Here is a 12,595-nt window from a genome sequence, read left to right on the forward strand (position 1 = left end):
ATGAACGAAATATGTCTTCCGCGACTACAACAACAAGTCAAAGTACAAATTAAGACATTATTAGGCTGCTGCAGGGAATCCATAATCGGATTCCTATAATATCTGGCGCTCGTTGATCGCGGCCACCGTGCCGAACTCGCTCAGCAGATGTAGACGGGCATCATCGCCCGTCCTCATTCGGGAACTTTCCCCTACGATGCCCGCGCTGGTCCGTATCCATTCTCGCCGATACCGGTAATGCCGCCGGACGACTCGAAGTCGAACATTCGCTGCGTGACGAGCGCAGCGGCACCTCTCGCCCACGAATTATCCTCCCAGTCCGGAAGGATTGGAGGGGGGCTGCGAAAGGTGCGCAGCGAAAAGGCTTCACGTAACGGCGCCAGGAAATATTCTCCGAGCGAAACCGCTTCGCCTCCAGCGACAATCACTTCCGGGTCGGTGACGTTGACGAGGTTTGCGAGCGCCGTGCCGATCCCGCGGCCAGCCTCCCCGACAATGGCAACCGCGGCCGGATCCTCGGCAACCAGTGCCTGGCGCAATTCGGGTGCGCCGAGGTCCTCGCCTCCGCCTCTTGCCTCTTTCCATCGTCGCAGGATCGATGCTTCGGAATGATAGGCCATCAGACAGCCGCGCTTGCCACACTCGCAAAGTCGCCCGTTTTCTTCAAAAAGCGTGTGGCCAAATTTGCCGGCCGCGCCATTGGCACCGCGATAGAGCTTTCCCTCGATGACGAGGGCGCAGCTTATGCCGACGCCGACCGCCAGCACCGCCATGTTGCGATGCTGGCGTCCAAGACCGAAAAGCTGCTGGGCGATCGCATAGGCATTCGTGTCGTCCTCCAGCCAGACGGGGACGTTGACTCGCCGGGCAAGCAGCGAGGCGAGGGGGACGTTGTCCCAGTTGAACCGATGGCTTCTGACGCAGATCGTCTGTTCGTGATTGATGACACCCGGCATCGATATGCCGATGCCGGCGATTTTTGCTTGCGGGCGTTCGGCAAGCCCGATCAGCCGCGGCACCGTCACCGCCAGTAGATCGGCGACATCATCGGGTGCCTTGCTTGGCATCGGGATGCGGATCGCGGCGATAGGGTTTGTCGCGAGATCAGTTGCAACGCACTCCACAGTATCGGCCATCAGCTTAAAGCCGATCGCCACCGCATGATCGTAGTCAATTTGCACCGGTGTCGGTCGACGGCCGGTAGAACCGGAGACTGCCTTTCCCTCGATGACAACACCTTCTCCCATCAGATCTGCGACAACAAACGTAACGGCGGCAGGACTGAGCTGAGTTATCGTCGCGAGTTCTGCGCGGCTCTTTGGCCCGTCTTGTCTGAGCAGGTTCAGGATCAGACGGCGGTTCATGGCCCTGGCGGTCGTCTGGTCACTTTTGAGCTTCACGGCAGAGTTCCTTTATTTTTTAAATAAACTATTGCGACCCTGTCTGATCTATGCATAAATTTGCCCTGTCGATCAACTCGGAATGAAGCGGTCGGCACGTTGAATGCCCGGCGTCTCCGTTTTGGAGGACGGACGCCGGGACGTGTTGATCAGCTCAACTGGGAGGAATTCAATGGCATTTTCCAAGCATTTTACATCGACCACAAGACGAACCTTTTTGAAGAGCGCCGGCGTCATGTCCGCCGCCGCGGTCGCAGGCAGTTTTCCGATTCCGGCCATTGCCCAGGCCCAGGAAATCAATGTGATTTCGGCCGAAAGCAACGGCAAGGCGCTCGAGGCCCTGAAAAAGATCGCAGAAGACTTCGGCAAGCAGGCCGGGACCAAGGTCGTCATCAACAATATGGACCACGAGGCCCACAAGACCGCGATCCGCAACTATCTGACTGCCGGCGCGCCTGATGTCTGCTTCTGGTTTTCAGGCAACCGCATGCGCGCCTTCGTCAAGCGCGGCCTCTTCGACGACATTTCTGATCTGTTCGAGAAGGAAAAGTACAAGGACGTGCTCGGTGCCAGCACCGGCGCCGTCACAGTCGACAACAAGCAATATGGCCTGCCGACCGGTGGCACGCTCTGGGGGCAGTTCTATCGCAAGGACGTCTTCGACCAGAACGGACTGACGGTGCCGACGACGGCAGATGAATTTTCCGCCTATTGCGATAAGGCGAAGGGCGCCGGCCTAACGCCGATCGCCATCGGTACGAAGGAGCTCTGGCCTGCCGCCGGCTGGTTCGACCAGATGAACCTGCGCATCAATGGTCTCGACAAGCACATGGCGCTGATGGACGGCCAGATGAGCTATCTCGATCCGGCCTTGACGCCTGTCTTTGACCAGTGGGAAGCGATGATCAAGAAGGAAGTGTTCACGCCGAACCACACGTCCTTCGGCTGGCAGGAGGCTGCGGCCCTGCTTGCGCAGAAAAAGGCCGGGATGATGAATCTCGGAGCGTTCCTGAGGGCGGCCTTCACCGAGGCGGATCTGCCCCAGCTGTCTTTCGCACCATTCCCGACGCTTGACGCCAGCGTTCCGCGCTTTGAGGAATTCTCGCTGAACTCTGTCCACATCCCGGCAAACGGCAAGAACAAGCAGGGCGCGCGTGAATTCCTCGCCTATTTCTACAAGCCGGAAAATCTCGCGACCTATCTGGAGCCGGGGGGCAATGTGCCGCCGCGCAGCGACCTGCCGCCAAGCAAGGATCCGCTGGTCAATGCAGCAGTGGAATCCCTGAAGCAGGTGAAGGGCACTTCGCAATATTACGACCGCGACAGCGATCCTGATATGGCCCAGGCCGGTCTCGTCGGCTTCCAGGAATTCATGGCCAAGCCTGAGCGTCGGCAGGCGATCCTGCAGCGCCTCGAAGGCACGCGCAAGCGTATCTACAAGATCTAGTTCTCCTCCCGACGACCGGGGAGCGGAATTGCGGTTCCGCTCCCTCATTTCCTCTAGAGGTTCTGGACAATGTTGATGTTATGGCGCCGCCAGCGATGGTGGCTCACCCCGACTTTGCTGATCGCTCCCGCGATCCTCCTGTTTTTTACGGTCATTCTTCTGTCGGCCGTCCGCAGTCTCTGGATAAGCCTGCATGACTGGGACGGGATGGGGCCGATGACGTGGATCGGCTTTGGCAACTACGTCGAGCTCTACAATGACCCGCAATTCTACACGTCGCTGAAGAACAATCTGATCTGGCTCATCATGTTCATGGCGGCACCGCCGCTCGGGCTGGCCATCGCGCTGCTCGTCAATCAGAAGATCCGCGGCATGCGCTTCCTGAAGTCGCTGTTCTTCATCCCGCTGGTGCTCGCCTCGGTGACGGTCGGCGTCGTCTTTACGTGGGTCTATACGCCGGAATTCGGGCTGCTTGCCCTGATCTTCAAGGCGTTTGGAGCGACCGCACCCGCCGTGCTTTCCGATGAACATTTCGTCACCTTCGCGATCGTCATCGCAGCGCTCTGGCCGCAGGTCACCTTCTGCATGGTGCTCTATCTCGCCGGCCTCAACAATCTGAGCGAAGAGCTGATCGGTGCGGGGCGCGTCGATGGCGCCAGGGGATGGAACATGCTCTGGCATATCGTCCTGCCGCAACTGACCCAGGTAACCTTCATCGCCATTGCGGTCACTGTCGTCGGCGCACTTCGCTCCTTCGACATGGTGTCGGTGATGACGCGCGGCGGACCGTTCGGCTCCTCATCGGTGCTTGCCTATCAGATGTTCGAGCAATCGATCTTTTCCTACCGGTTCGGCTATGGCGCGGCGATCGCATCGGTCCTCTTCGTGATCATGGGGGCCTTCATCATCTGGTATCTGTCGCGGATCGTCCGCACGGAAGAAAGGGGCGGCTGATGTATCCTCGTCCAATTCCGGAGACGGCCGTCTGGCAGCGCCGCTTCTACTTCCTCGCCGTCCTCGTCGTCCTTCTGCTCTGGCTCTGCCCGCTCTTTGCGATCATCCTGACGTCGTTCCGCTCGACGAGCGATGTCATGGGCGGCAACCTGTGGGGCTGGCCGACGGAGTTCGGCCTGATCGACAACTATAAAGCCGTCTTCACCCAGACGCCGATGGCACAGTATTTCATCAACAGCCTGACGATCACGATCCCCTCGGTTATCGGCGTCCTCGTCCTGAGCACGCTCTCTGGCTTCGTGCTTTCCCGATATCGATTTCCCGGCAACATGCTGATCTTCGCGCTCTTCGTCGGTGGCAACTTCCTGCCGCATCAGATCATGATGATCCCGGTGCGCGATCTGATGGTCAGGCTCGATCTGATCGACACGACGACGGCACTGATCATCTTTCACGTCGCCTTCCAGACGGGTTTTGCCACCCTCTTCATGCGCAATTTCATCGCCGCATTGCCCGATGAACTCTTCCAGGCTGCAAGGGCTGAAGGCGCAAGTCCCTTCCAGACCCTCATCCATGTCGCCGTGCCGCTGGTGCGCCCAGCACTTGCAGCACTCGCGATCCTGCTCTTCACCTTCATCTGGAACGATTATTTCTGGGCCGTCGTGCTGACGGTCAGCGATTCCGTCAAGCCGGTGACGGCTGGCCTTGCCAATCTTCGCGGCGAATGGGTCTCGGCCTGGAACCTCATCTCGGCAGGAACGATCGTCGTCGCCGTGCCACCGGTCGTGATGTTCTTCCTGATGCAGCGCCACTTCATCGCGGGCCTGACGATGGGAGCGGTCAAGGGATGACTGCCTCCACGAACCCGCACCTTAGATCTCGAAAAGCAGAGAGCCAGGAAGCATGACCAGCCTCGAACTGCGACAGATAAACAAGAATTACGGCGCCTATCACGCCTTGCGCGGCATCAATCTTTCGGTGGAGGAAGGCGAGTTCATCGTCATGGTCGGCCCGTCGGGCTGCGGCAAGTCGACCCTCTTGAAGACGATCGCCGGTCTCGAAGGCATCACCTCCGGCGAGATCCGCATCAACGGACGCGACGTCAGCCGCGAGGAACCTGGCGACCGCGGCATTGCCATGGTCTTCCAGTCTTATGCGCTCTATCCGCATATGACGGTCGCCGAGAATATGGGCTTCGGCCTCCGTATGGCCAAGCGGCCGAAAGCGGAGATCGACGCTGCGGTGGCCCGCGCCGCCAGGATCCTGCGCATCACCGACCAGCTCGACAAACGCCCCAAGCAACTCTCCGGCGGCCAGCGCCAGCGTGTTGCAATCGGACGGGCGATCACCCGTTCGCCCGAGGTGTTCCTGTTCGACGAGCCACTGTCGAATCTTGATGCGGCGCTGCGCACGCAGATGCGTGTAGAGCTTTCGAGCCTGCATGCCGAGCTCGGCGCAACGATGGTCTATGTCACCCACGACCAGGTCGAGGCCATGACGATGGCAAGCCGGATCGTCGTCTTGAACCAGGGCATCATCGAGCAGGTGGGCTCGCCTCTCCAGCTCTATCGCAATCCCGACAATCTGTTCGTCGCGGGCTTCCTCGGGGCGCCGCGCATGAACTTTCTTTCCGTCACGGTCGACGGCGTGTCGGGCCGCGAGATCCGCGTTTCCGCGCCGGGCCTTGCACCATTGACAGTCGAACTGTCGGAACCCTCGACGCTCGCGAAAGGTACGGAACTGACGCTCGGTGTCCGTCCCGAAACCATCTCCGTGGTCTCCGACGGGCAGCCGGGGGCCTTGAACGGCGTGGTGCGTCTCGTCGAGCATCTGGGTCGGGAGACGATCCTCTACGTGGATGCCGGCGAACTCAGGACCGTCGCTTCGGAAAGCGGGACGGGAAATATCACGGTTCAGTTGAGCTATGTCGCGCCCTTCAAGGCCGATCAGCCGGTGACGCTCAAGCTCGATCCGACCGAACTCTATCTCTTCGCGCCGGATGGCGGACGCACGATCAGCGCCCGCAAGGCAATCATCGACAAATAGCAATCAGGATCCTCGCCGTGTCTGAACAGAAATCTGCGACAATTTCCGCCTGGAACCCGGTCAAGACCGATCGATTCCTCGTTGGCGCCCCTCACTATCCCGAGCATGTCGACGAGAGCTACTGGGAGCGCGACGCCGAGCGCATGGCCAAGGCCGGCTTCAATGTCGTGCGAATGGCCGAATTCGCCTGGCATATTCTCGAACCCGAACTCGGGCGCTTCGATTTCGACCTGTTCGATCGGGCGATAGCCGGTCTTGCGCGCCACGGCATCGATACGATCATGTGCACGCCGACGGCGACCCCGCCACGCTGGCTGACGGCCGCCCATCCCGAGATCCTGCGCGTGGACGGGAAGGGGCGGTCAATGAGCCACGGGTCGCGCCAGCATTGCGATACGGCAAGCCCGGTGTTTCGCGAGCATAGCCGCCGCATCACGAGGGCAATGTCCGAACACTATCGCGACAATCCCCATGTCGTCGGTTGGCAGACCGACAACGAGCTTAACACGAGCATGCCGGAGAGTTTCTCAAAGGCGACGCTCAGCGAATTCCAAGCATATCTTTCCGACAAATACGGCACGATCGACAAGCTCAATCACGCCTGGGGCGGAGATTTCTGGGCAACTGCCTATCAGGGTTTCGACCAGGTTGTGCTGCCGATCGAATTCGGGCCGACCTTTCCAAGCCCCGGCCATCTCCAGGACTACCATCGTTTCCTCGCCTTTTCGACGGCCCGCTTCCAGCACGACCAGGTCGAGATCCTACGCGCCGTCAAATCGTCTTGGTTCGTCTTCCACAACCTTGGAGGCCTGCGCGACATCGATTTTCGCGGACAGTTCACCACTGATCTGGATTTCGTCGGCTACGACATCTATCCGCTACTCTATGACGAGTTCCAGCGCATCGGCAATCACGCCAAGGTCCAGGCGCTTCATCTCGACATCTGCCGCGGATTTTCGGGCAACTACATCGTGCCCGAACAGCAGTCGAACTTCGGCAGCCAGCCGGGCTTCTGCACGCTGACGCCGGAACCTGGAGAGATGCGGCGCATGGCGATGTCTTCGGTTGCCCGCGGTGCGGACGGCTTGATGTTCTTCCGCTGGCGTCCCGCCCATTTCGGCGCTGAGATCTACTGGATGGGTATCATCGATCACGACGACGTCCCGCGCCACCGCTACGAGGAGGCGAAACAGTTCGCCACCGAGATGACGGCGCTGCAGGACAAGATCCTCGGTACCTATGTGCGCATGGACGTCGGAATCGCCGGGTCGGATTTCGACAACCAGGAGGCCCACAAGACCTATCCGATCGGTTTGCCGAGCCCGCAGGACGATGCGGTCCTGCTTCACCAGTATTGCTATGATCGCGGCATTGCCTGCGGCTTCATCCATCCGGAAGACGATCTTTCGAAGCTGAAGCTTCTCTATGTGCCGCACTGGGTCATGTGGAAGGACGAATGGACCGAGCGGCTGAAGGCCTTTGCGGAGAAGGGCGGTACCGTCGTGGTCGGCGCCCGCACGGGAACGCGCGACGAGAACAATCACGTCATCAGGCAGACCGCACCTGGAACTTCGCTTTCGAAACTGACGGGTGTGCAGGTGGAGGATTTCGGACGGCTTGCCGCGCCCGGAGCGAAGGGCCTCTTCGACGTCATGGAGCGCTCCGGCGGTCTGGTCGTGCCTCCGAACAGACCCGCGGAATCCCATCGCCGCGAACGTCGCTTCAAAATCGGCAATCGTGAACTGACGGCCGGTTATTTCTACGAAAACCTGACCGTCGACGCCGGCGTCGAGACGATCGCGGTCTGGTCCAACCGCTACGCCGACGGAATGGCGATGGCAACCTCGAAAACCGTCGGCAAAGGCCGGGTCGTCTATCTCGGCACCTATCTCACGCCGGACCTGACCGAGGCACTATCGGAGCGCCTGTTTGGCGAGGCCGGTATCGAACCGCTGATCGCCGACCTGCCGGAAGGCGTCGAAGTCACGATGCGGATGAACGCAGATCGCCGGCTCCTCTTCATCCAGAATTACACGGACAAGCCGACCGTCCTGTCACATGTTACGGCCGGGGTCGATCTGCTCGATGCCGGCAAACCGGTCGATGGTCACCTCTCACTCGATGGCTACGGCTGCGCCGTGGTCCAGCTTTCCTAGACATACCGCGCTGCCAACGCCAACCGACCTGAAGGTTAGGAATACGAGATGACCGATATGGATAGAATTCGCTGGGGCATCCTTGGCCCCGGCAGGATCGCTGGCGACTTCTTTGCAGGTGTCGCGCAATCGAGGACAGGCCGGGTGGATGCAATCGCCACCCGCAACCCTGGTCGAGCAGGCCTCGCCGAGCGCTTCCCCGGTGCACGGATACTTGAGGGCTACGAGGCGCTCCTAGCAGACGGGGAAATCGATGCGGTCTATATTGCGTCGCCGCATCCGACGCATGCGGAATGGGCAATCAAGGCAGCAAGGGCCGGAAAACATGTGCTCTGCGAGAAGCCGATCGGCCTGTCGGCAGCAGAGGCGGAAGCCATGCAGACGGCCGCGCGCGAGGCCGGTACCTTCCTCGGCGAAGCCTATATGTACAGGCTGCACCCGTTGACGCTGAAGCTGATCGAGCTTCTCAAGGCCAAGGCGATCGGCGATGTCCGCATGATCAAGTCGAGCTTCGGTTTTGCCAAGCCGTTCGAACAGGAGCACCGGTTGTTTGCCAATGATCTTGCCGGTGGCGGCATTCTCGATGTCGGCGGCTATCCCGTCTCGATGGCAAGGCTGATCGCCGGCATCCACGAGGCGGGCGGCATCCTCGAGCCGGACCAGGTCTTCGGCGTCGGGCATCTCGGCTCAACCGGCATCGACGAATGGAGTGCGGCCATCCTGCGTTTCCCGAACGGCATCATTGCTGAAGTTGCCTGCTCGGTCTCGCTTATCCAGGACAACGTGCTGCGGATCTTCGGGACTGCCGGATCGATCGAGATCGATCATTTCTGGTTTGCCGCCGGCAAGCAGGGCGGCACTGCGGTCATCAGGCTCTTCGATGCAGCTGGAAAACGGCAGGACATTGACGTCGACGAGCCGCGGCACGTCTACAGTTTCGAGGTGGATGCGGCGGCCGAGGCGATCCGCGCAGGGCGACGCGAATTCGCCTATCCAGGCATGTCGGCTGCCGACACGCTCGGCAATCTCAAGGTCATGGACAAGTGGCGCGCCGCCATCGGGCTTGAATATGCGCTGGAAACGCCGGCCGTCAGAACGAGGACACTGACCGGGGAACAGCTCCGCCGCAAGGATGTGATCGTTCCAAGGGGACATATTCAGGGGGTGGAAAAGGAGACATCGATGCTGGCTCTCGGCATGATGCTGTTTTCGACCTTCCCGGCAGCCTCGATCGCTCTCGATGCATTCTTCGAAGCCGGCGGCAATCTCATCGACTCCGCCTTCCAGTATGGGGGCGGCACGCAGGACCGGCTGATTGGCGAATGGGTTCGCAGCAGAGGCGTGAGGGATCAGGTAGTGATCATCGAAAAGGGGGCGCATTCGCCGCTCTGCTATCCCGACGTGATCGCCAATCAGTTGGCGACGAGCCTGGAGCGGATGCAGACTGACCATGTCGACGTCTATTTCATGCATCGCGACAATCCCGACGTGCCTGTCGGCGAGTTCGTCGATGCCATGGATGCGGAGGTGAGGGCCGGGCGCATTCGCGGGCCGATCGGCGGATCGAACTGGACGCGGGAGCGCATGGACGAGGCGATCGCCTATGCCGAACGCACAGGCAAGACCAGACCAAGCGTGCTGTCCAACAACTTCTCGCTGGCCGAGATGGTCGATCCGGTCTGGGCGGGTTGCATCGCTTCTTCCGACGCCGGCTGGAAGAGCTGGTTGAGACAGCGACGGGTCACAAACTTTGCCTGGTCGAGCCAGGCACGCGGCTTCTTTACGGACAGGTCCGGGCCACAGAAATTCGACGATCGGGACCTCGCTCGCGCCTGGTATTCCGACCTGAATTTTCAGCGTAAGGGCCGCGCAGAAGATCTCGGGAGGCGTCTCGGCAAGGATCCGATCCAGATCGCGCTCGCCTATGTCCTCAATCAACCCTGGCCGGTCATTCCCCTGATTGGGCCGGCGAGCCTCGCAGAGCTTCGCCACAGCCTTGCAGCCTCCGCCATCCAACTGTCCCCCGAAGAAGTGCGGTGGCTGGAAGATGGGGCTGGGGACGCGACCGCGGAAGCAATGCAAGGCATCGGCCGGGCCGCTCACTGAGGAGTTCTACGATGCGCGAAGCACTTATCGTTTGGGACGGCTGGATCGGGCATGAGCCGGAGCAATGCGCTGCAATCGTCAAGGACATGTTGGAAGGTGAAGGATTTTCGGTCGCTGTCGAAACGGCGACAAGCGTCTTTGCCAGCGAAGCGATGTATGATTTCAGCCTGGTCGTCCCGATCATCATCATGTCGAAGATCGAAAAGGACGAGGTTGCTCCCGCCTATCGAGCGCAATTGAGGGGGGTGTCGGCCTTGTTGGATACCATGGCGGAGCGGGAGACAGCTTCCGTGAATTAACGGAATACCAGTTCATTGACGGTGCTGCGCTCAACGAACGTGACATCTCAGTTGCGAAAAACGATGGCGGTACAGTGTCTGTAAAATTGTCGGGGAGTGATGATGCGCTGACTGCAAAGTTCACCGGCGCGGCAGCCGAAGCGACGGGTTTTGATGTCGCGCTTGCCGGCAGCTCGCTCACTATCACGCCGAAGACAGAGATTTCGCGCGATAGGCCGGTACCGGGTCCAACGCGCGCCGCCGATAATGACGCCGGCCCAAGGCGGATAGAGCTGACGCTCGCAGGGCCGAGCTATTGCGAGCGGGTTATCCGGATCCTGGGTGAAGTGGATCCGCCATCGATGCTTTTCGAAGCAAGCTTGCACGGAAACTCGGCATTGTCGTGAGGAAATCGTCGAACAAAACGCCGGGGGTCGTTGACCTAACTTTCGTGGAGAAAGGGTGATGGAACGATATTCGTCGCAGCAATGGCGGAAGCGGCAAGACCTGACTAGCCGGAGCGCTGGCGGCGAAGCTCCGGCTTCCCTTTACTCATCGGGACGATCCACTGGTTACTAATTTCATGCGAGTGCCCACGTAACAGGTTGTCGACCATCGCCGCCATCGGCCTAAAGCTGCCAACCTCGTGGACGCTGCGGCTCTGACGAATCGTTCGGCATGGCCACGGGTGTTACGATTGCTTAATGCGGGGTGATATCGGATGACGTAATCCACACCCGTCCATCATAGGCCAGTTCACCGTCCGAGAACTTGCGATCGGCGATGCCCTCATAGACTTGAAGGCACTGAAGGAGGCCTTGCATGATGTCGCCTTCACCGGCAGGCATAGCATCGTCGGTGATGCAAACGGCCTGATGTAGGTTTCCTTCCGTCATGATCAGAATGGCATGACCGCCATACAAGCGAATTTTACCTGGCACCGTCACGAGCGACATGGCGTCCTCCTCGAAAATTGCCGGACATTCTTGCTTCTCTTTCCGGAAGCTAGGGAGCTATGGTTAATGAAAGGTTAACGCTTATCAAGTCCGCAATCAGGAGAGCCTGCCACCCTACAAGGTCGAAGCTGAATTTGCCGCAGAAGAAGGCGCCTTCGACGGTTCAGCAGGTATCTGCCGACCTCGGGTACGAATCCATCTCTGCGTTTATCACCACGGTCAAGAAAGCGCTCGGCGCGTCGCCAGCAAAATATTTAAGAAACTTCGACCGATAACAGGCAGGAATCAGATTACACAAGCATCCCACAGGAGATGAAGCATGTTCACGCACGTCATGATCGGCAGCAACGACTTGGAGCGGGCCAGAAGCTTCTACGACGCGACGTTCGCGGCGTTAGGCGGCAAGCCCGGCGAGATGGATGCGAGAGGGCGGCTGATCTATGCACACGAAGGCGGCCGGCTGATGATCACGAAACCGATCGATGGGAAGCCTGCGACCGCGGCCAATGGTGGAACGATCGGTATCGTCGCCGCGAGCCGCGACCACGTTCTAGCGTGGCATGCTGCCGGTACCGCGCATGGAGGCACGGCAATAGAGAGCCCACCTTCGGAGCGTCCGAACGGGGCATTCGTGGCATATCTTCGCGATCCTGACGGCAACAAGCTGAGTGCGAGGTCTCAACCGGCGAAATGACAGGCCGTGCATCGTCTGGTGGACAGCGATTGATTGTTGGAGGCGGGCAGGCGCGCAGCTTCAGCTCCGGGCCGTTTTGTGCCGGGTTCCGCTTTTGGCCGCAGAGGTGGACGACCTGGAGCCGATTCTTTCAGCCACAACCCCAGAACCTCTGACTGGCGCAATTGTCGGTTGCCGCATGGAAAACTCCTCATTACCGCCGGCGACGCCGGCCAATGCGGGATACCCCGGCGTTTCCGCCGGGGCTGCTGTCGTTCACAACCTATTTCTTGCCACCCCAAAGCTCCGGATAGCCAGGCAGGTCCTGGCAGCCGCAAAGCCTGGAATCTAACGGCGGCATGCGCTCGTCGATATAGCTTGCCAGCGTCTCCTGCGTGATCGCCGGCTGAGGCAGGATCCATTCTGGACCCGGCACCTGTTTGCCGTCGAGCACATCAAGAGCGCCGAGGATCGCTGTCCGCCACTGGCAGGTCGGATAGGATGGGCCGATTGCCGTCAGCTTGTCCCTTCTGCCATTTGCGCAAGAAGTCCTGCTGCTCTTCGCCGCTGATGACAGGA

10 protein-coding genes and 2 pseudogenes are annotated in these 12,595 nt (G+C 60.0%); 10 read left to right on the forward strand and 2 right to left on the reverse strand.

The window, feature by feature from the left end; genetic code table 11:
• Nucleotides 1-191 precede the first annotated feature (191 nt).
• Nucleotides 192-1,400 (reverse strand): ROK family transcriptional regulator, encoded by a 1,209-nt coding sequence (locus FHT93_RS33145; protein WP_112547023.1) that lies wholly within the window; start codon nt 1,398-1,400, stop codon nt 192-194.
• A 172-nt stretch (nt 1,401-1,572) separates the two neighbouring features.
• Here FHT93_RS33145 and FHT93_RS33150 point away from each other — a divergent pair, with 172 nt between their 5' ends.
• The 8 genes and pseudogenes from FHT93_RS33150 (at nt 1,573) to FHT93_RS33185 (ending at nt 10,794) form a co-directional block, all read left to right on the forward strand.
• Entirely contained in the window at nt 1,573-2,847 is a 1,275-nt protein-coding gene (locus FHT93_RS33150; RefSeq protein ID WP_183851256.1) for an ABC transporter substrate-binding protein, read from the forward strand.
• Nucleotides 2,848-2,916: 69 nt separating this feature from the next.
• Nucleotides 2,917-3,801 (forward strand): sugar ABC transporter permease, encoded by an 885-nt coding sequence (locus FHT93_RS33155; RefSeq protein WP_183851257.1) that lies wholly within the window; start codon nt 2,917-2,919, stop codon nt 3,799-3,801.
• Nucleotides 3,801-4,652: a carbohydrate ABC transporter permease gene (locus FHT93_RS33160; protein ID WP_113204067.1), complete on the forward strand. Its 852-nt coding sequence runs from the start codon at nt 3,801-3,803 to the stop codon at nt 4,650-4,652. The genes FHT93_RS33155 and FHT93_RS33160 overlap by 1 nt, the downstream gene beginning before the upstream one ends.
• A gap of 52 nt (nt 4,653-4,704) precedes the next feature.
• Nucleotides 4,705-5,847: an ABC transporter ATP-binding protein gene (locus FHT93_RS33165; protein ID WP_183851258.1), complete on the forward strand. Its 1,143-nt coding sequence runs from the start codon at nt 4,705-4,707 to the stop codon at nt 5,845-5,847.
• 17 nt (nt 5,848-5,864) lie between these two features.
• On the forward strand, nt 5,865-8,003 hold the full coding sequence (locus FHT93_RS33170; RefSeq protein ID WP_183851259.1) for a beta-galactosidase: 2,139 nt from the start codon (nt 5,865-5,867) through the stop codon (nt 8,001-8,003).
• Nucleotides 8,004-8,051: 48 nt separating this feature from the next.
• Nucleotides 8,052-10,109, forward strand: coding sequence for an aldo/keto reductase (locus tag FHT93_RS33175; RefSeq protein ID WP_113015215.1), 2,058 nt, complete (start codon nt 8,052-8,054; stop codon nt 10,107-10,109).
• Nucleotides 10,110-10,120: 11 nt separating this feature from the next.
• Nucleotides 10,121-10,431: pseudogene (locus tag FHT93_RS33180) on the forward strand (ThuA domain-containing protein); the annotation flags it as partial.
• Between the two features lie 51 nt (nt 10,432-10,482).
• Nucleotides 10,483-10,794, forward strand: a complete 312-nt coding sequence (locus tag FHT93_RS33185) for a hypothetical protein (RefSeq protein ID WP_162728545.1) — start codon at nt 10,483-10,485, stop codon at nt 10,792-10,794.
• Nucleotides 10,795-11,088: 294 nt separating this feature from the next.
• On the opposite strand, the gene FHT93_RS33190 is transcribed toward FHT93_RS33185, so the two are convergent.
• Entirely contained in the window at nt 11,089-11,343 is a 255-nt protein-coding gene (locus FHT93_RS33190) for a hypothetical protein (RefSeq protein ID WP_112547014.1), read from the reverse strand.
• 149 nt (nt 11,344-11,492) lie between these two features.
• Here FHT93_RS33190 and FHT93_RS35780 point away from each other — a divergent pair.
• Both FHT93_RS35780 and FHT93_RS33195 read left to right on the forward strand, forming a co-directional pair.
• Nucleotides 11,493-11,618 (forward strand): annotated as a pseudogene (locus FHT93_RS35780) (AraC family transcriptional regulator); the annotation flags it as partial.
• 44 nt (nt 11,619-11,662) lie between these two features.
• The gene (locus FHT93_RS33195) at nt 11,663-12,037 is read left to right on the forward strand and encodes a VOC family protein (RefSeq protein ID WP_112547013.1); all 375 of its coding nucleotides are present in this window, start codon (nt 11,663-11,665) and stop codon (nt 12,035-12,037) included.
• Nucleotides 12,038-12,595: the final 558 nt, after the last annotated feature.

Source organism: Rhizobium sp. BK379 (genome assembly GCF_014193955.1).
Taxonomy (GTDB): Bacteria; Pseudomonadota; Alphaproteobacteria; order Rhizobiales; family Rhizobiaceae; genus Rhizobium.